Annotated in this window: 17 protein-coding genes; 11 read left to right on the plus strand and 6 right to left on the minus strand. The window is 59.6% G+C overall.

Annotated features, from left to right (window positions below; all coding sequences use genetic code 11):
• Positions 1 to 58: 58 nt before the first annotated feature.
• Positions 59 to 799: a ComF family protein gene (locus Q1W15_RS05790; RefSeq protein WP_300724951.1), complete on the minus strand. Its 741-nt coding sequence runs from the start codon at positions 797 to 799 to the stop codon at positions 59 to 61.
• Between the two features lie 88 nt (positions 800 to 887).
• Between Q1W15_RS05790 and bioB the strand changes: the two genes are divergently transcribed.
• The 7 genes from bioB (at position 888) to Q1W15_RS05825 (ending at position 9,488) form a co-directional block, all read left to right on the plus strand.
• Complete coding sequence (bioB, locus tag Q1W15_RS05795; protein WP_300724953.1) at positions 888 to 1,943, plus strand: biotin synthase BioB; 1,056 nt, start codon at positions 888 to 890, stop codon at positions 1,941 to 1,943.
• Positions 1,944 to 2,035: 92 nt separating this feature from the next.
• The gene (bioF, locus tag Q1W15_RS05800) at positions 2,036 to 3,208 is read left to right on the plus strand and encodes an 8-amino-7-oxononanoate synthase (protein ID WP_300724955.1); all 1,173 of its coding nucleotides are present in this window, start codon (positions 2,036 to 2,038) and stop codon (positions 3,206 to 3,208) included.
• Complete coding sequence (locus Q1W15_RS05805) at positions 3,201 to 3,920, plus strand: alpha/beta fold hydrolase (protein ID WP_300724957.1); 720 nt, start codon at positions 3,201 to 3,203, stop codon at positions 3,918 to 3,920. Before bioF ends, Q1W15_RS05805 begins: the two co-directional genes overlap by 8 nt.
• On the plus strand, positions 3,913 to 4,725 hold the full coding sequence (bioC, locus tag Q1W15_RS05810) for a malonyl-ACP O-methyltransferase BioC (RefSeq protein ID WP_300724959.1): 813 nt from the start codon (positions 3,913 to 3,915) through the stop codon (positions 4,723 to 4,725). The genes Q1W15_RS05805 and bioC overlap by 8 nt, the downstream gene beginning before the upstream one ends.
• Positions 4,722 to 5,402 (plus strand): dethiobiotin synthase, encoded by a 681-nt coding sequence (gene bioD / locus Q1W15_RS05815; RefSeq protein WP_300724961.1) that lies wholly within the window; start codon positions 4,722 to 4,724, stop codon positions 5,400 to 5,402. Before bioC ends, bioD begins: the two co-directional genes overlap by 4 nt.
• A gap of 252 nt (positions 5,403 to 5,654) precedes the next feature.
• Positions 5,655 to 7,460 carry a phenylacyl-CoA dehydrogenase gene (locus Q1W15_RS05820; protein WP_300724962.1) on the plus strand — a complete coding sequence of 602 codons (1,806 nt, stop codon included), beginning with the start codon at positions 5,655 to 5,657 and terminating at the stop codon, positions 7,458 to 7,460.
• 249 nt (positions 7,461 to 7,709) lie between these two features.
• Complete coding sequence (locus Q1W15_RS05825) at positions 7,710 to 9,488, plus strand: acyl-CoA dehydrogenase C-terminal domain-containing protein (protein WP_300724964.1); 1,779 nt, start codon at positions 7,710 to 7,712, stop codon at positions 9,486 to 9,488.
• 245 nt (positions 9,489 to 9,733) lie between these two features.
• Here Q1W15_RS05825 and Q1W15_RS05830 read toward each other — a convergent pair whose 3' ends face one another.
• A complete protein-coding gene (locus Q1W15_RS05830) occupies positions 9,734 to 10,621 on the minus strand; it encodes a LysR substrate-binding domain-containing protein (protein WP_300724966.1) in 888 nt (295 codons plus the stop codon).
• Positions 10,622 to 10,850: 229 nt separating this feature from the next.
• Between Q1W15_RS05830 and Q1W15_RS05835 the strand changes: the two genes are divergently transcribed.
• Positions 10,851 to 12,134: an aminotransferase class III-fold pyridoxal phosphate-dependent enzyme gene (locus tag Q1W15_RS05835; protein WP_300724968.1), complete on the plus strand. Its 1,284-nt coding sequence runs from the start codon at positions 10,851 to 10,853 to the stop codon at positions 12,132 to 12,134.
• Positions 12,135 to 12,312: 178 nt separating this feature from the next.
• Here Q1W15_RS05835 and Q1W15_RS05840 read toward each other — a convergent pair whose 3' ends face one another.
• The 4 genes from Q1W15_RS05840 to Q1W15_RS05855 form a co-directional block, all read right to left on the minus strand.
• Positions 12,313 to 13,077: an insulinase family protein gene (locus Q1W15_RS05840; protein WP_300724970.1), complete on the minus strand. Its 765-nt coding sequence runs from the start codon at positions 13,075 to 13,077 to the stop codon at positions 12,313 to 12,315.
• Between the two features lie 48 nt (positions 13,078 to 13,125).
• Complete coding sequence (locus Q1W15_RS05845; RefSeq protein ID WP_300724972.1) at positions 13,126 to 13,920, minus strand: carbon-nitrogen hydrolase family protein; 795 nt, start codon at positions 13,918 to 13,920, stop codon at positions 13,126 to 13,128.
• A gap of 90 nt (positions 13,921 to 14,010) precedes the next feature.
• Positions 14,011 to 15,693, minus strand: coding sequence for an NAD(P)/FAD-dependent oxidoreductase (locus Q1W15_RS05850; protein ID WP_300724974.1), 1,683 nt, complete (start codon positions 15,691 to 15,693; stop codon positions 14,011 to 14,013).
• Between the two features lie 167 nt (positions 15,694 to 15,860).
• Positions 15,861 to 16,313, minus strand: coding sequence for an Lrp/AsnC family transcriptional regulator (locus tag Q1W15_RS05855; protein WP_300724976.1), 453 nt, complete (start codon positions 16,311 to 16,313; stop codon positions 15,861 to 15,863).
• Between the two features lie 296 nt (positions 16,314 to 16,609).
• Between Q1W15_RS05855 and Q1W15_RS05860 the strand changes: the two genes are divergently transcribed.
• From Q1W15_RS05860 to Q1W15_RS05870, 3 genes are all read left to right on the plus strand, one after another.
• Positions 16,610 to 17,584 (plus strand): tripartite tricarboxylate transporter substrate binding protein, encoded by a 975-nt coding sequence (locus tag Q1W15_RS05860; RefSeq protein ID WP_300724978.1) that lies wholly within the window; start codon positions 16,610 to 16,612, stop codon positions 17,582 to 17,584.
• A gap of 141 nt (positions 17,585 to 17,725) precedes the next feature.
• A complete protein-coding gene (locus Q1W15_RS05865) occupies positions 17,726 to 18,994 on the plus strand; it encodes an OprD family porin (RefSeq protein ID WP_300724980.1) in 1,269 nt (422 codons plus the stop codon).
• Positions 18,995 to 19,096: 102 nt separating this feature from the next.
• The gene (locus tag Q1W15_RS05870; protein ID WP_300724982.1) at positions 19,097 to 19,567 is read left to right on the plus strand and encodes a tripartite tricarboxylate transporter TctB family protein; all 471 of its coding nucleotides are present in this window, start codon (positions 19,097 to 19,099) and stop codon (positions 19,565 to 19,567) included.
• Positions 19,568 to 19,569: the final 2 nt, after the last annotated feature.

The following is a 19,569-nucleotide window of genomic DNA, read 5'->3' on the forward strand; positions in this document are numbered from 1 at the left end:
TACCTTAAGCAGCGGGTATGACAGGAATGTTTCAACTGGCAGGCAAGCCCGGGCGTTCTTACAGCGGCCCGTCAGGCTTGGGCGTTCTGGCCAGGCAGTAGACGTCGACGCGTCGTGCCCCGGCGTTGAGCAGCAGGCGAGCCAGGTGATGCGCGGTAGCACCGGTGGTCAGCACGTCGTCAACCAGGGCCAGGTGCAGCCCGCGAACCGCTATGCCCGGCGCAAGGCTGAACGCGTGTTTCAGGTTGCGCTTGCGCTCCTTGGCGTCCAGGGCCTGTTGCGTGGGCGTGTTCTGGGTGCGCAGTAACCAGTGGGCGCGGCTTGGAATGTTCAGCGGCTTGCTCAGCCAGTCACTGATCATGGCGGCCTGGTTATAGCCGCGTTGGCGCAGGCGCTGGGTGGCCAACGGCACAGGCAGCAGAAAGTCGGGTCGCTCATTGCCTGAGTTGAAGTGATCGAGCAGTGATTGGCTGAGAAGTTCGGCCAAAAGACGACCTTTGGGCCAGTGACTGTTGTGCTTGAAACCAATGATCATGCTGTCGATGGGAAAGCCGTACACCCACGCCGCGTGCACAGACGTGAAGGCCGGTGGTTGTTTGAGGCATTGCCCGCAGGTGAGGCCCGCCATCGGCAACGGCAGGGCGCAACGCTCACAGCGATCGCCCAGCCACGGCAGTTCCAGCTCACAGGCATCGCACAGGGCAATCGCTGTGGCGGTGTGTTCATCGCAGAGCAAACAGGTTTGGTTGTTATTTAACCAGATGTAAACCTTGCGAATCCATTGTGGTTGACAGCTCATGAAGCATCCTTAACCATGTGCGGCATCCGTGCCGTGCCTGAGGCGGTTGCTTCAGGTTCAAGTCAAAGCATAACCATGAGAAACGCCGATGAGCGCCAGCACCCTTGCCAACTTGCGACATGATTGGTCTTTAACCGAGGTTCGGGCGCTGTTCGTCCAACCCTTCAATGATCTGTTATTTCAGGCGCAGACCGTTCACCGCGCGCATTTTGACGCGAACCGGGTGCAAGTCTCGACGCTGCTTTCGATCAAAACCGGTGCATGCCCGGAAGATTGCAAATATTGTCCGCAATCGGGCCACTACAACACGGGCCTGGCCAAAGAGAAGCTGATGCAGGTGCAGGCGGTGCTGGAAGAAGCCGCGCGGGCCAAGGCCATCGGCTCGACCCGTTTCTGCATGGGGGCTGCGTGGAAACACCCCTCCGCCAAAGACATGCCTTATGTGTTGCAAATGGTGCAGGGCGTCAAAGCGCTGGGCCTGGAAACCTGCATGACCCTGGGCAAGCTCGATCAGGAGCAAACCGCAGCCCTGGCCCATGCCGGGCTGGATTACTACAACCACAACCTCGACACCTCGCCGGACTTCTACACCCGTATCATCACCACCCGTACCTACAGCGAGCGCCTGGAAACGCTGAGCTATGTGCGCGATGCCGGCATGAAGATCTGCTCTGGCGGCATCCTGGGCATGGGCGAATCGCTCGATGACCGCGCCAACCTGCTGATTCAACTGGCCAACCTGCCTGAACACCCGGAGTCGGTGCCGATCAACATGCTGGTGAAAGTGGCCGGCACACCGCTGGAAAACGCTGACGATGTCGACCCTTTCGACTTCATTCGCATGCTGGCGGTGGCGCGCATCCTGATGCCGAAAAGCCATGTGCGTTTGTCCGCCGGGCGCGAGGCGATGAACGAGCAAATGCAGGCGCTGGCTTTTATGGCCGGAGCCAATTCGATTTTCTACGGTGACAAGTTGCTGACCACGGCCAACCCCCAGGCTGACAAAGACATGCAGTTGTTCGCACGCCTGGGCATCCTGCCCGAGGCCCGTGAAGAGCATGCCGATGAAGTGCATCAGGCGGCCATCGAGCACGCCTTGATGGACCAGCAGTCCAGCGAGCAGTTTTATAACGCTGCGGTGTAAGGCTGGTCACAATCCTCCCTGTAGGAGCGAGCTTGCTCGCGATCTTTTAAAAGCGCGCTCCTACAAAGTCTTCTGCGCTTTCTGAGGCCAGCATGTCTTTTGATTTAAACGCTCGTCTGGCCGCGCGTCGTGCCGACCATTTGTATCGCCGTCGCCCGTTACTGGAAAGCCCGCAAGGGCCGCAGGTGGTGGTCGATGGCCAGCCGCTGTTGGCCTTTTGCAACAACGATTACCTGGGCCTGGCCAACCACCCACAGGTGATTGAAGCCTGGCGTGCCGGTGCGCAGCGCTGGGGCGTGGGCGGCGGCGCGTCGCACCTGGTGATCGGCCACAGCACCCCGCACCATGCGCTGGAGGAAGCGTTGGCCGAGTTCACCGGGCGACCCCGTGCGCTGCTGTTCAGCAACGGCTATATGGCCAATATGGGCGCGGTCACCGCGTTGGTCGGGCAGGGCGATACGGTGCTGGAAGACCGCCTCAACCATGCGTCGTTGCTTGACGCCGGGTTGTTGAGCGGTGCGCGCTTCAATCGTTATTTGCATAACGATGCCGCCAGCCTGGCCAAACGTCTGGAAAAAGCGTGCGGCAATACACTGGTCGTGACCGATGGCGTGTTCAGCATGGACGGTAATCTGGCCGATTTGCCCGCCTTGGCCCGCGAAGCCAAGGCCAAAGGCGCGTGGCTGATGGTCGACGATGCCCACGGTTTTGGCCCGTTGGGGGCCAATGGCGGCGGAATTGTCGAGCACTTGGGCATGAGCCTTGAAGACGTACCGGTGCTGGTGGGCACCCTGGGCAAGGCGTTTGGCACCAGCGGCGCGTTTGTGGCGGGCAGTGAAGACCTGATCGAAAGCCTGATCCAGTTCGCTCGGCCTTACATCTACACCACCAGCCAGCCGCCTGCGCTGGCCTGCGCGACGCTCAAAAGCCTTGAACTGTTGCGCACCGAGCATTGGCGGCGCGAGCACCTCAATTCGTTGATCCGTCAGTTCCGTCAGGGGGCCGAGCAGATCGGCCTGCAACTGATGGACAGCTTCACTCCGATTCAACCGATTAAGGTCGGCGACAGCGCGCAGGCGGTGCGCTTGTCGGAGCAATTGCGCGCGCGCGGTGTGCTGGTGACCGCCATTCGCCCTCCCACCGTGCCGGTGGGCAGTGCGCGCTTGCGGGTAACGCTGTCGGCGGCTCACACGTCAGCGCAGGTGCAGCTATTGTTAAGCGCACTGGATGACTGTTGGCGTGCGCGGGAGTCTGACCATGCGTGACCGTTTGATTTTGCTACCGGGCTGGGGCTTGGGCGTTTCGCCGCTTGAACCGCTGGCTTCAGCGTTGCGCGGGCTGGATGAACACGTGCGGGTCGACATCGAACCGCTGCCGCTGCTGCCGTCAACCGCGCTGGATGACTGGCTCGACGAGCTGGACGCCACCTTGCCCGACAACGCCTGGCTGGGCGGCTGGTCACTGGGCGGGATGCTCGCCGCTGAACTGGCGGCGCGCCGGGGTGATCGCTGCTGCGGGCTGGTGACACTGGCCAGCAACCCCAGTTTTATCGTGCGCGACGCCTGGCCAGCCGCCATGGCGACGGCCACGTTTGAAGCCTTTGTGAGTGGGTTTCGCGAGGCCCCCAACACTACGCTCAAGCGTTTTGCGTTGCTGTGCAGCCCAGGCAAAGGCATGGCCAACCTGCTATTGAACGGTGCACCCAAAGTGTCGCCCGATTTGCTGCTGGCTGGGCTTGAATTGCTCGGCAGGCTGGACACGCGCTTGGCCTTGCAACGCTTCCACGGCCCGCAGTTGCACCTGTTTGCCGGGGACGATGCGCTGGTGCCCATAGAGGCGGCTCACCAAGTGCTGAGGCTGGTGCCCGATGTCGAAGTGGGCCTGATTGAACAGGCCTGTCACGCTTTTTTGCTGGAGGCTCCCCACGAATTGGCGGCGGCCATTCAGGCGTTCTTACATGAGTCGGGTGATGACTGATTTGAGTGTTACAACCCTCGGGCATGCCTTGCCCGACAAGCGTCAGGTAGCGGTTTCATTTTCCCGGGCGGCGGCCAGCTACGACAGTGTGGCCGAGCTGCAACGGGCAGTGGGTCATGAGTTGTTGGCGCAACTGCCCGCCCGCTTGGCCCCGGAGCGCTGGCTGGACCTGGGCAGTGGTACGGGGTATTTCAGCCGGGCGCTGGGCCAGCGTTTTGCTGGCAGCGAAGGGCTGGCGCTGGACATCGCCCAAGGCATGCTGGCCTTCGCTCGCCCCCAAGGCGGGGCGCAGCACTTTATTGCGGGTGATGCCGAACACTTGCCCTTGCAGGCGGGCCGTTGCGAGGTGATTTTTTCCAGCCTGGCGCTGCAGTGGTGCGCCGATTTCAAGGCCGTGCTGAACGAGGCGCATCGAGTCCTCAAGCCCGGTGGGGTAATGGCGTTCAGTAGCTTGTGTGTCGGCACATTGAGCGAGTTGCGCGACAGTTGGCGGGCAGTGGACGGCCAGGTTCATGTCAATCGCTTTCGCCCGTTCGAGGTGTACCAACAGGCGTGTGCGGCCAGCGATTTTCAGGTCATCAGCTTGCGTAATCAGGCGCATGTGCTGCACTACCCTCACGTGCGTCAACTGACCCATGAGCTCAAGGCGTTAGGGGCGCACAACCTCAACCCCGGCCGTCCCGAAGGGTTGACCGGCCGCGCGCGGCTTCAGGGGTTGATCAGTGCCTACGAGCATTTCCGTCAACCGCAAGGCCTGCCTGCGACCTATCAAGTGGTCTACGGCCTGCTGGAGAAAGCGCGATGAGCCCTGCCTATTTTATAACCGGCACCGACACGGACGTGGGCAAAACCACCATTGCAGCGGGCTTGTTGCATGCCGCGCGCGAGGCGGGCATGAGCACCGTTGCAGGCAAGCCGGTGGCCTCCGGGTGCGAGATCACCCCACAGGGGCTGCGCAATGCCGATGCGCTGGCGCTGATGGCCGAGAGTTCGTTGAAACTGGCCTATGAGGAGGTCAACCCAGTGGCCTTTGAACCGCCGATAGCCCCGCATATAGCGGCGCGTGAAGCGGGCGTGGTGTTAAGCGTGCAGTCGTTATTGACCCCCATGCAGCAGATTCTCGACCGCCAGGCCGATTTCACCCTGATAGAAGGGGCGGGCGGTTGGCGCGTGCCGTTGTCGGGCCAGGACAGCCTGTCGGACCTGGCGCTGGCACTGGATTTACCGGTAATCCTGGTGGTGGGGGTGCGCTTGGGGTGCATCAGCCACGCCTTGCTGACCGCCGAAGCCATTGAACGTGATGGCCTGCAGTTGGCCGGGTGGGTGGCCAATATCATTGGCCCCAAAACTTCGCGCCTGGAAGAAAACCTCGCCACGCTGGCGGAGCGGCTCCCCGCCCCTTGCCTGGGCCGTGTGCCCAAGCTCAAAACGGCCTCGGCACAAAAGGTGGCGGAGCACCTGCAACTGGATTTGCTGGACTAAGCTCTCCGCCAACGGTAGGCGCGAGCGTGTTTGCGATCTTTTAAAAAGATCAAAAGATCGCGAGCACGCTCGCTCCTACAAGAATTGATGACACCCTCTCTCTCTTTTGTTTATGCGTGCCAAGACGAACGGCGGCTTTACGCTGCTTGACAATAAATAGGCGTAAACGTATGTTTCAAACACCTGTTTGACCGCCAATAACAAATCCACGCGGTTGTTCATCCCCGGATTCATCAGCAGAGGTTTATCGCTATGCCTGATTACAAGGCCCCCTTGCGTGATATTCGTTTCGTTCGTGACGAACTGCTCGGTTACGAAGCGCATTATCAAAGCCTGCCGGCTTGCCAGGACGCTACTCCAGATATGGTCAGTGCCATTCTCGAAGAAGGCGCCAAGTTCTGTGAGCAGGTGCTGGCACCGCTGAACCGCGTGGGTGACATCGAAGGCTGCACCTGGAGTGAATCCGGGGTCAAAACCCCTACCGGCTTTAAAGAAGCCTACAAACAATTCGTTGAAGGCGGCTGGCCAAGCCTGGCGCATGACGTTGAGCACGGTGGTCAGGGCTTGCCTGAGTCGCTGGGCCTGGCAATCAGTGAAATGGTTGGCGCGGCCAACTGGTCGTGGGGCATGTACCCGGGCCTGTCGCATGGCGCGATGAACACCATCTCCGAGCACGGTACGCCGGAGCAGCAAGAAACCTACCTGACCAAACTGGTCACGGGCGAGTGGACCGGCACCATGTGCCTGACCGAGCCGCATTGTGGTACCGACCTGGGCCTGTTGCGCACCAAGGCTGAGCCTCAGGCGGATGGCTCGTACAAGGTATCGGGCACCAAGATCTTTATCTCGGCCGGTGAACACGACATGGCCGACAACATCGTCCATATCGTGTTGGCACGCCTGCCGGATGCGCCTGCGGGCACCAAAGGCATCTCGCTGTTTATCGTGCCCAAGTTCAACGCCAATGCCGACGGCAGCCTCGGTGAGCGCAACGCGGTGTCCTGTGGCTCCCTCGAACACAAAATGGGCATCCACGGTAACGCCACGTGCGTGATGAACTTTGATGGCGCTACCGGTTACCTGATCGGCCCAGCCAATAAAGGCCTGAACTGCATGTTCACCTTTATGAACACCGCCCGTCTGGGCACTGCGCTGCAAGGCTTGTCCCACGCTGAAATCGCCTTTCAGGGTGGCTTGAAATACGCACGCGACCGCCTGCAAATGCGCTCGTTGACCGGCCCTAAAGCCCCGGACAAACCGGCTGACCCGATCATCGTTCACCCTGATGTGCGCCGTATGCTGTTGACCACCAAGGCGTTCGCCGAAGGCAACCGGGCGATGGTGTATTTCACTGCCAAGCAGGTCGACATCGTGAAATACGGTGTGGATGAAGACGAGAAGAAGAAAGCCGATGCCCTGCTGGCTTTCATGACGCCCATTGCCAAGGCCTTCATGACCGAAGTGGGCTTTGAGTCGGCCAACCACGGTGTTCAAATTTACGGTGGTCACGGTTATATCGCCGAGTGGGGCATGGAGCAGAACGTTCGCGACAGCCGCATTTCGATGCTGTACGAAGGCACCACCGGCATCCAGGCACTCGACCTGCTGGGTCGCAAAGTGTTGATGACCCAAGGCGAGGCCCTCAAGGGTTTCACCAAGATCGTGCACAAGTTCTGCCAGGCCAACGAATCCAACGACGCGGTCAAAGAATTCGTCGCGCCACTGGCTGCGCTGAACAAAGAGTGGGGCGAGTTGACCCTGAAGGTTGGTATGGCGGCCATGAAAGACCGTGAAGAAGTGGGGGCGGCCTCGGTCGACTACCTGATGTATTCCGGTTATGCCTGCCTAGCGTACTTCTGGGCCGACATGGCTCGCCTGGCTGCCGAAAAACTGGCAGAAGGCACATCGGAGGCCGCGTTCTATAACGCCAAGCTGCAAACGGCGCGCTTCTACTTCCAGCGCATCCTGCCGCGTACCCGCGCGCACGTTGCCACCATGCTCTCGGGCGCTGCCAACCTGATGGACATGAAAGAAGAAGATTTCGACCTGGGCTACTAAGCCCCGGCGCTTGAACTGAAAGCCGCGTTTCCCTTAGGGGGGCGCGGCTTTTTGCTGTTGGCATCGCGTAGGAGCGAGCTTGCTCGCGATCTTTTAAATGATCAAAAGATCGCGAGCAAACTGGCCCCTACCGAGAGTTGTGTGACCCTTTCAGTATCTTGGGTCACTTATAGACCCTATGTATTGCTTCCGTCATTAAGCTAGACTCCAATCCCCATTAATCATCGTTTACAGATCACGAGGTTTGCCATGGCCGATTACAAAGCGCCCCTGCGCGATATGCGCTTCGTCCTCAATGAAGTGTTTGACGTCGCCACGCTCTGGGCGCAGTTGCCTGCATTGGCCGAAACCGTCGACGCGCAAACGGTTGAAGCCATTCTTGAAGAGGCTGGCAAGGTCACCGCTAAAAGCATCGCCCCGTTAAGCCGCAGCGCTGACGAAGAAGGCTGCCATTGGCACGACACCGTGGTTACCACCCCGGCCGGTTTTGTCGACGCTTACAATACCTACGCCGAGGGCGGCTGGGTCGGTGTGGGCGGCGCGCCGGAATTCGGCGGTATGGGCATGCCCAAGTCGGTGTCGGCCCAAGTTGAAGAAATGATCAACTCGTCGAGCCTGGCCTTCGGTTTGTACCCGATGCTCACGGCCGGGGCTTGTGTGTCGATCAATGCCCATGCCAGCGAAGAATTGAAGGCCACTTACCTGCCGAATATGTACTCGGGTGTGTGGTCCGGTTCTATGTGCCTGACCGAAGCCCATGCCGGGACGGACCTGGGCATCATTCGCACCAAAGCCGAGCCGCAAGCAGATGGCAGCTACACCCTCAGCGGCACCAAGATTTTTATCACCGGTGGTGAGCACGACCTGACTGAAAACATCATCCATTTGGTGCTGGCCAAGCTGCCGGATGCCCCGGCGGGTCCGAAAGGCATTTCGCTGTTTTTGGTGCCCAAGTTCCTGGTCAATGCCGACGGCAGCCTGGGCGAGCGCAACCTGGTCTCGTGCGGTTCTATTGAACACAAAATGGGCATTCAGGCGTCGGCCACCTGTGTGATGAACTTTGATGGGGCGGTCGGTTATCTGGTGGGTGAGCCAAACCGTGGTCTGGCGGCGATGTTCACCATGATGAACTACGAGCGGTTGGGGGTTGGCATTCAGGGCTTGGCGTCGGGCGAGCGTTCTTACCAGAATGCGGTGGAATACGCCCGCGACCGCCTGCAAGGGCGCGCGGCGACAGGTGCTCAGGCGAAGGACAAACCGGCCGACCCGATCATCGTTCATGCGGACGTGCGTCGCATGCTGCTGACCATGAAGGCCTTTAACGAAGGCGGGCGTGCATTTTCGACGTACGTGGCCAACCAGTTGGACATTGCCAAGTTCAGTGAAGACCCTCAGGCGCGTGAGCGTGCCGACGGGTTGGTGGCGCTGTTGACGCCGGTAGCCAAGGCCTTTTTGACGGACCTGGGGTTAGAAACCACGGTGCATGGCCAACAAGTGTTCGGTGGCCACGGCTACATTCGCGAATGGGGCCAAGAGCAATTGGTGCGTGATGTGCGCATTACCCAAATCTACGAAGGCACCAACGGTATTCAGGCGTTGGACCTGATGGGTCGCAAGATCGTGGCCAATGGGGGGGCTTACTACCGGCTGTACGCAGACGAAATTCGCCAGTTCATCCATTCGGCCAATGCCGACCTGAGTGAGTTTACCCAGCCGTTGGCAAAAGCTTTGGACACACTTGATGAATTGACAGGCTGGGTGCTGAACCAGTCTAAAGACAACCCGAACGAAATCGGTGCGGCCTCCGTCGAGTACCTGCAAGTTTTTGGTTACACAACGTATGCGTACATGTGGGCATTGATGGCGAAGGCGGCATTGGGCAAAGAGGCACAAGAGCCGTTCTATGTCAGCAAATTGGGCACTGCACGCTTCTATTTCGCGCGTTTGCTGCCCCGTATCCACTCGTTGAGCGCGTCTGTGAGGGCGGGCAGCGAGTCGCTTTATTCGCTGGATGAAGCACATTTTTAAAGCGTTGAGTGCAATGTAAGCATTTGCTTACATTACATGCTGACAATCTCCCATATCGTTTACTGGGTTCCATGGGTAATCTAATTTCCATGGACGTAGGGCAGGAAGCCCAAAGAAACAACACGGACACGTAGGATTCTGCCAGGACGGCGGAGTGAAAAGGATGTCAGGGAAACAGTATGCAAAACCCCGCCTAGGCGGGGTTTTCTTTTTTGTGCGTATGAATTTTCACACTTCCTACAGAATCATAGGGGGTGTATGACGTCTTCAAGCAAGGCACGCAGCATGCCCAAAGTGGCTTGCTGGCGCTGCACATCGCGGTACACCAACCCCACCTTCAGCGGCACTCTAGGTTCACTCAGCGGTTTCCAGAGCAGCGCCTGGTCGTCATGCACGTGGCGTGAGCGCCCCGGTAGCACCGTGGCCAGTTTGGTGTGGGGCAAACTCTCCAGAATGCCAGCCATGGTGTTCAGCTCGGCCTGTACCTGTGGGCGGCGTCCCAGGCTGGCCAGTTGGCTTTTCCAGATTTGCCGCACCTGAAACTCTTCGCCCAGCAGCAGCATGGGCAATTCAGCGGCCTGGGTCAGCGAGACTTTTTTGAACTCGCGCAATGGGTGATCGGCGGGGATGACCAGTTGCAGCTCATCTTCGTAGAGCAGTAAGCCGTGCAGCCCGGGCTGGCGAGGCGGCAAGTAGCTGATGCCGATGTCGAGCGAACCATTCAGCAAGCGCCGTTCAATTTCAATGCCGGTTAATTCGTAAATCTGCACCACCAGGTGCGGTTGAGCCTGACGCACCCGTTCCAGCATGTGCGGCACCAGGCTGGTGTGCACGGTTTGCAGCACGCCAATGGCAATGGTGCGCAGCGCCTGGCCCTGAAAGTTGCTCAACGCCTCTTTGGCCCGCTGCAAACCGTCGAGCAGCGGCAAGGCGTGGTTGTACAGCGTGTGCGCGGCGAGTGTGGGCAACAGACGCTTGCTGCTGCGCTCAAACAGGCTGACGTCGAGGTTGTGTTCGAGGTGGCGTATTTGCTGCGACAACGCAGGCTGGGAAATGGACAACCGTTCGGCCGCACGGCCCACATGGCCTTCTTCGTAGACCGCGACGAAATAGCGCAGTTGCTTGAAATCCATAAGTAATACTTATCGAAAATGCTTAAAAAACGAAATGGCTCAAAAGGCCGCAGACGCCTAGTCTACGCCCATTCAACGAGGCCTATCGAGCCCGAGAGTCCAATTTACACAGCCTCTGTGAAGTGTTTTTACATAGGCAAGGCTAAAAACCCGGTAGAGGTTTTAACGCCGCGAGCTGTACCAGGCCGGTTGCAAACCGAATCTGATTGTGGTCACAAGGTCACCGTGCATGAACCTGTTTAACCTGCGTCGCCCAGCGCCGAGCCTCGATGACTTGGCGGCTGAATATGCCCCTGCCGTGTTTGATAACCGCCAGAACCGTGAATGCCTGATGCCCACTGTCGAACGCGCCACCCCAGTGTTTGTGCGCGGCCAGGGTTCGTGGATGTGGGACAGCGACAACCGGGCGTATCTGGATTTCACGCAAGGGGCCGGTGGCAACAGCCTGGGTCATAGCCCGTCGGTGTTGGTCAAGGCGATGACGGATCAGGCGCAATCGTTGATCAACCCGGGTGCGGGCTTTTATAACCGTGCACTGTTGAGTCTGGCTCAGCGGTTGTGCGAAAGCACTGGCAGCGACCAGGTGCATTTTCTTAACACCGGGGCGGAAGCCAACGAAGGTGCGATCAAACTGGCGCGTAAATGGGGCCAACTGCATCGCGGCGGCGCGCATCGGATTATTACGGCAACCGGCAGTTGCCATGGCGGCAGCTTTGGCGCGATGTCCGCGTCGGGCAGTGGCGGGCTCTCAAACCGTTTTGAACCGCAACTGCCGGGTTTCATCCATGTGCCGTTTAACGATCTGCCCGCGTTGCATGCGGCGGTCGATGCGCAAACCGTGGCCATCTTGCTGGAGCCGGTGCAGAGCGAGGCGGGCGTTATCCCGGCCACCGAGCATTACCTCAAGGGCGTGGAGCGGTTGTGCCGGGAGCTGGGTATTTTGCTGATTCTGGATGAAGTCCAGGCCGGTATGGGACGCTGCGGCACGTTGTTGGCCGAACAGAATTACGGCGTGCGCGCCGACATTCTTACGCTGGGCAAAGGCTTGGGCGGGGGTGTGCCACTGGCTGCGCTGCTGGCGCGCGGCAAGGCTTGCTGTTTTGAGCCGGGTGAGTTGCAGGGCACCCATCATGGCAACGCGTTGATGACGGCTGCAGGCGGTGCGGTACTCGAAACGTTGCTGGAAAAAAACTTTCTGCCGCACGTTCGTGAGACCGGGCTCTATTTGCGTGAAGGGCTTGCCGGGCTGGCCAATCGTTATGCCCAAGGTGAGTTACGCGGCCAGGGTTTGTTGTGGGGCCTGACCTTATTGGATGACTCGGCAGAAGCCGTGGTCAAGGCGGCCTTGTGTGAAGGTTTGTTGATCAGCGCGCCGCAACCCGATTGCATACGCTTTACGCCGGCGCTGTGTGTCAGCAAAGGCAATATTGATGAAATGTTACTGCGTCTGGCCCGGGCTTTTGCTCGGGTGCGGACCGCACAATTGCAGTGCCGCCGTGGGGTTGCCGTTTGAGCCTGGCCCCGCCACTGCTGTAAAGAACCGTCTCGCGGTGTACCGCGCGCCCTGTGCCTGTTTCGTTCGGCACGGGGCGTTTTTTTGCCTGTGGATAACTGGGCGTCGAGCCTTCAGGGCGCGTGTTCTACCCAGTGGCCCGCATCACCTCGCATTAAAACCGCCATTCCTGACGCCGCTACCGCTTGGGTGCGGGCCGTGTTGTGCTGACGGTTATCGCTGACTCATCGCGGCGGGCGCGCAAACGGTCCTGGGCAAACGTACGCAGGCCACGGTGGGCGCTGGTTTGCCCGCGAATCAGACCTGCGCTGACCGGCTCTTTTACTGAGCCGAGCGCAACGTCGGATACCGGCAGTGGGGGGGTGCAACGTTGCCCCAGCGCCAGCAATTCATCCAGAGGCAGTGGCCCCGCCAGGTTCAGGGTCATCTTTGCGGCCTGGTAGAACTGTTGGTAAAAGGCATTCAGCGCGGGCTGAAAGGCATTGCAGTTGCCCACCAGCGGCTCCCGTTGCAGCCCGGGTTCACGGGCCTGGACGAAAGATTCGACCTGCAGAACGTCACGTTCACGCAGTGGGTCGTTCAGGTTCATGCGCGGGTGTCCAAGCATGTCGCACAGACGCTCAAGGGCCCCGTCCAGCGCGTCGGGACCCACTTCAAAAGCGAAATCGGTATGCCGTTCATGGGTTTGCACGTTGACCTGGCCGCCGTGACGCTGGACGTAAGCCATCAGGTTGTCTTGCGCAGGAAAACGCTCGGTGCCGAGAAACAGCCAGTGTTCCAGAACATACACCAGCTCGGGCCATGCCGCAGGCTGATCCTGGCGGCCGGCAGCGACCCGTAAAACGGCCGTGCAATGTTCGAGGTGCGGCTCATGGCGCGCGGAAAGGGTCAGACCGCTTGGCAGGGTCAATGATTGGGGCTGGGGGTGGTTCAGCGCAGGCATGGGCAGTTCCGGAACAGAGAAGCCCCCATGCTAGCGGATTGCGGGGGCTTAGCGCTCGCTCAGCGCAGCGTAAAGCGCCGGGCGGCGGTCGGCCAGGTAGTCGTTGCCCTGTTTCGCGACGATCAGGTGTGAGCGCTCAAGCGTGGCGACCACCAAGGCCTCGTCCTGGCCGCCCAGCGCCATTTGCTGACCGTCGGGTGCCGCGATACTGCTTTGGCCGCAATAATGGATCGGCCCTTCATGCCCGCAATAGTTGGCGTAAGCCACATAGCACTGGTTTTCCAGCGCGCGGCTGCGCACGGTGACTTCGCAGACCGTGGTGTAGGGCAGCATATTGGCGGTGGGCACAACGATCAGCTCGGCCCCGGCCAACGCCAGGCGTCGGGCGTTTTCCGGGAATTCCAGGTCGTAGCAGATCAGCATTCCGAGCTTCCAGCCATTGAGTTCAACCACGGCGTAGGCGTCTGGGCCGGGGCTGAACATGGCCTTGTCCAGGTCACCGAACAGGTGAGTCTTGCGGTAGTTGAGCAGGCGTTGGCCGTGGGCGTCGATCAGTTGCACGCTGTTGTAGATCTGCCCGTCTGCGGCACGCTCGGGGTAGCCGTAGGCGATTGCCATGCGGCTGGACCTGGCCAGTTCGGCAACCTGCCGGGCGGCGTCGCCGTCATGGGCTTGCGCCAGTGTTGCGACCGCTTCGCCACCGATGTTGTAACCCGTGAGAAACATCTCGGGCAGGACCAGCAAGTCGATGCCCTGAGACTTCGCGGCGATGTTTTTCAAGCGTTGCAGGTTACCCGCGACATCCAGTTGCAACGGCGGGCATTGGTAAAGGGCGACGCGCATGGGGTTCTCCTTGAGAGGAACGCGGCAGGTGCGCGCTGGCGGGATCTTTTTAATCGATCGCGAGCAAGCGCGCCTACAGGGGAAGATGGATCAGTCTGACAGGGCGATCGGGCCGATGTCATTGAATACGTCGCCCGGCCCCGGGTTATCGGCAGGGGTGCTGCCGCCAAAGTGATTCATGATGCCCCACACCGCATTGAGTGAGGTTTGCACGGCCCCTTCTACCCAGGCGGGTGTCCAGGACACATCGTCGCCGGCGATGAAAATTCCGCGTTGTTCGCGGGGGAAATCCTGCTGCATAAAGTGTGCGTACATGCGCTGGTTATAGCGGTAGTGGCCCGGCAAAGCCCCTTTGAAAGCACCCAGGAAATGCGGGTCGGCTTCCCATGACACGGTGATCGGATCGCCAATGATGCGGCTGGCGATATCGACCTTCGGGTAAATTTTCTTAAGCGAGTCGAGCGCCAGTTTTACGCGTTTTTCCACCGGGTGCGGGAGCATTTTCAGCGCATCGCTCATCCAGGAATACGACAGGCAAATCACACCGGGCTTGTCGTCACCATTGTCGAACAGGTACGTGCCGCGCGTCAGGCGGTCGGTGAGGGTCATGCTCATCAGGTCGCGACCGGTTTCAGGGTCTTTGTCTTTCCAGAACGGGCGGTCGACCATGACGAAGGTTTTCGACGATTGCATATAGCGGGTGCGGTCCAGCGCCATCCAGACCTTTTGTGAGAACAGCGATTCTTCGCATTCGATTTGCGTGGTCAGCAGCCAGCTTTGGCAGGTAACCAGCACGGCCTCGTAAGGGCGGGTCACACCGAGGTTATCAGTGACCGAAAACAACCCGTCTGGTGTACGAGAAATGGCTTTTACCCCCGTGCGCGGCGCGCCATGGTGCAGCGAACTCAAGCTGGTCCCGGCAGGCCAGTGCGCGCAACGCTCCGGCGCGTGGCGCCAGATGCCCAGCGGCACCTGCTCAACCCCGCCCACCACAAGGTGCTGGTGATCGTCGCAGTTGGTCATCACCACGCGGAAGATTTCCAGCATGGAGTTGGGGAAGTCCGAATCCCAGCCGCCGGTGCCGAAGCCCACTTGGCCAAACACTTCGCGGTGTTGGAATGAGAGCTTGGCGAAGGCCTTGGACGTGGCCACAAAGTCATAGAAAGTGCGGTCGTCCCACAGCGGCACCAGCGTATTCCAGAGTGCCTTCAGGCGCGGCACGTCGCGATCACGGATCGCCTGTTGAATATCGCCAAACTGCGAGCCGGCTTCCAGCGCGTCGGCCCAGGCGTCAGCGACTTCCTGAAACAGCGCAGGCAAGTCCGCCAGTTTTTGCGCGTAGAAGGTTTGGCCTTCAAGGTCGATCACCGTGCTGCCAGACGCGGGTGTCAGGGGGTTGGGGAAGGGCTTGGTTTCAAGCCCGAGCTTATCGACATAGTGATAAAACGCGGTAGATGACACCGGAAAACGCATGCCGCCCAACTCGGCGATAACCCCTTCGCTGCCCTCGAACGCTTGGGAACGCAGGCGCCCGCCCATCTTCGATGCTTCATAGACCACCGGTTTGAGGCCCAGCTTCATCAGTTCATAAGCCGCCACCATGCCCGCCATGCCGGCCCCGACAATCGCAACCTCTGCCCCCAGTTTGTCAGCCGGGATACTGCCGAGCCCTGCGGGGTGTTCGATCCAGTCATCAAAGGCAAACGGAAAATCCGGGCCGAAGATGGTGATGGGCTTTTTACCGTCGGCGGGGTGGCGATTATGCGTGTTCATGGCTGACCTTGATGGCGACTCGCTTTACACGAGTATAGGAAAAGACAACGCCATCATAGGGTGCGCGCCATACGGTATTAAGACGCAAAGTGTCGTCGTTATGACCTATTTTAAGTCAATGTGACGAACTTGGTAGACATATTGACCTGCAGGCCTGTCGAAACGACTTAGCCGCGGTCAACCTTGCTGCTCAGAATGATAGAGGTGGTGGTCTTCTCGACACCCTCCACACTGCCGATTTGGTCCAGCAACTGGTCGAGTTGCTCGGGCGAGTCACTGCGCAGCCAGGCCACATAATCGAACTCGCCACTCACGGCGCACAACTGCTGCACCTGCGCCATTGCACTCAAACGTTTGACCACCTCTTTGCCAGAGCGTGGCTGCACGGTGATTCCGACATAGGCCTGCAGCCCGCCATCCACCAAGCGTTGCCCCAGACGCACGCCGTAACCGGTGATGACCTTGGCTTTTTCCAGCCGGGCCAGGCGTGAAGTGACCGTCGTGCGCGCAATCCCCAACTGCCGAGCCAGCATCGCCACACTCTCGCGGGCATTGAGTTGCAGTGCCGCAATCAATTGACGGTCGATTTCATCCAGCGTGGGGGGGCGGGAATCAGGCAAGGAAAACTCCAGAGGCAGTAGAGATAAGCCGCCATGGTACAAAACTTGAGCGTCGCACACACAGACGCTGTGCGGTAACCGCTTGGCCGCTGATCAGAGCCTTTCGATGCAACCCGCCTCAGTCGACGCTAACGCTACCCGCGCATTCGCGGCAGGACTGTCGGCATAAATAGAGTGGACAGGGGGGTAAAACTTTTTTACTCTAGCAGCAATTCAGAACGTAGTTCTATCAGGTAGAACGTTCCGGGATTGATCGTAACTGCCCTTTTCCTATAAAAACAAAAGAGGACCCCCCCATGTTGTGTGTGACTAAGCGCTGTGCGCTTGGCCTCGTCGCCCTGCTGGTTGCCGGCAGCCTGCACGCTGAGCCACGTCGTCCGGAATGCATTGCGCCGTCCAGCCCGGGCGGTGCGTTCGATTTGACCTGCAAGCTGGCGCAAAGCGGTTTGAAGGACATTGAACTGCTCAAGGCCCCCATGCGTGTGACGTACATGCCGGGCGGTATTGGTGCCGTTGCTTACAACACCCTCGTTGCCCAACGGCCTACTGACCCCGGTGCGATTGTTGCGTTCTCCAGCGGCTCGCTGCTGAACCTGGCGCAAGGCAAGTTCGGCCGTTACAACGAAACCGACGTGCGCTGGCTGGCGGCTGTGGGCGCGAGCTATGGCGTGATTGCAGTGCGTAAGGATTCTCCCTATCAGAACCTTGATGACCTGATTGGGGCACTGCGCGAAAACCCTGCGGTTACGCCGCTCGGCGCGGCGGGCACGGTGGGCAGCCAGCACTGGATGCAGGCGGCGCTGCTGAGCCGCGAAGGTGGCGTCGACCCGCGCAAGTTGCGCTATGTGGGTTTTGACACCAACGGTGATGTGTTCACCGCGTTGCTCGGTGGCCACGTGGGCGTGATCAGCGGTGATATCGCGGTTGCCGCGCCGTATGTCGAAGCCGGTGATGTGCGGGTTCTGGCGCTGCTGGCGGACGAGCGCCTGGAAGGCAAGCTGTCGTCATTTCCAACGGCCAAAGAACAGGGCTACAACGTTTCCTGGCCCGTCATCCGTGGCTTCTTTATGGGGCCGAAGGTCAAGGAGGCGGACTTTGAGTGGTGGCGCAATTCGTTTGAAACACTGATGAACACGGACGAATTTGTGAAGCTGCGCGATCAGCGGGAAATGTACGCCTTTTCCATGACGGGTGATGAGCTGACCCAGTACGTCAACAACCAGGTCAAGGAATACAAGCAACTGGCGGATGAGTTCGGCCTTATCCAGTGAGTTGACAGATGGCGTGCGCCGATGGAGCCGGCTGCCCCTGGCGCGGGGCGCACGCTCCCCTCTTGTCCACAGTGCTTGCCGCTACCTGAAAAGGTCATGGCGGCCAGGTTGCGCCACTTATAAAAATAATGGAGGCGGGTTATGCCCATCCTTAAATGCCTGTCGCTGCGTGTTGCGGCTTGTTCGACGCTGCCGCTGGTGGCGTTTACTGCCAGTTCAGTGAGCGCCGAAGGCTTCTTCGAAGACAGTTCGGCCAAGCTTGATATGCGCAATTTCTACCTGAACCGCGATTTCCGTGATGGCAGTGGGCAAAACAAGCGTGAAGAGTGGGCTCAAGGGTTCATTCTCAACCTGCGCTCCGGTTACACAGCCGGCACGGTGGGGTTTGGGGTGGACGCTTTGGCGATGCTCGGGGTAAGGCTTGATTCCAGCCCGGACCGTACCGGCACCGGCTTGTTGCCAACGCACAAGGACAGCGGTCGTGCGGCGGGCGAGTACTCCAAACTGGGCCTGACCGCCAAGGCCAGGGTTTCCAACAGCGAGCTGAAGGTCGGCACGTTGATCCCCAAGTTGCCAACCGTACAACCCAACGATGGGCGGATTTTGCCTCAGGTTTTCCGGGGTGGGCAGTTGACGTCCAAAGAGTGGGACGGCCTGACGGTCAATGCCGGTCGCCTGAACCGGGTGACGGCTCGTGAAGAGACTCACACGCAAAAGTTGGCGCTCAACAACAAGAACCGTCGTTTTAGCGGTGCTGTTGAATCCGATTACTTCGACTTCGCTGGCGTTGATTACGCGTTCACGCCAGGCCTGACCGGGAGCTACCAACTGGCACGGCTGGACGACGTGTACCGGCAACAGTTCTTCGGCCTGCAGCACGCGATCAAAGTAGGCGAGGGCACCTTCAAAAGCGATGTGCGCCTGTCGGTCAGCGATGATCAGGGGCGCTCGCTCGGGGGGGACGTGGATAACCGTGCGCTCAATGGCATGTTCACTTACAGCCAGAATGGCCACAGCCTTGGCGGCGGGTACCAGCGCATGTTTGGCGACACCGGCTTTGCCTATATCAATGGCACCAATCCTTACCTGGTCAACTTCCTTCAGCTCAATGATTTCGCCCAGGCTAAAGAGCGTTCCTGGCAAGCGCGCTATGACTTTAATTTCGCCACTCTGGGCGTACCGGGCCTGACCTTCATGACCCGTTACGTCAACGGTTCTCATGCTGAGTACGCCACCGCTGGCAAGGATGGACGCGAATGGGAGCGCAACATCGATGTGCAATACCAAGTACAGAGCGGGCCGTTGAAGAACGTCGGCCTGCGCTGGCGGCATGCCAGCTACCGCTCGACCTTCGCCCGTGGCATGGATGAGCACCGTGTGATCGTCAGCTACAGCGTCCCTATCTGGTAAGCACCTTATTCACTTAAATCCTGGCTACTGGCTGTGTCTTGTCTGTGTCGCCGCTGGCTGAATGAGCGGCGGCGACCGGGCCGAACACCTAGAGGTTTCCTTATGTCTCAACGCATTCTCGGTGCGGTTCTGCTGGCAATCTGCATCGCTCTGACCTTTGTTGCCTGGGGTTATCGGGCACCGTTTTCTTACGAGCCGGTAGGGCCGCGGGCCTATCCGCTGCTGTTACTGGGGTTGCTTATTTGCGGCACGTTGTACCTGTTGTTCAAGCCGGTGAGCACGGTGACCGAGGAGAAAATCGGGCATGACGAAGACGTGCCGATGGACCGGCAGATGCTGACCAAAGTGACGATCTGCGTCTTTTTGCTGGTGGCTTACGCCGCGATGTTTGAGACGCTCGGCTTTGTTCTCAGCACCTTGCCCTTCGGTTTTTTCATCGCCTGTTTGTACGGTGCCCGCTGGTGGCAGGGCGCAATCACCGGAATTCTGGCCTCGATAAGCCTCTACTTGCTCTTCGATTACGCGCTCGACGTACCCTTGCCGTTGGGTGTACTGCAACTTCTGGAGAACTGATG

The organism is Pseudomonas sp. (genome assembly GCF_030150285.1).
GTDB lineage: Bacteria > Pseudomonadota > Gammaproteobacteria > Pseudomonadales > Pseudomonadaceae > Aquipseudomonas.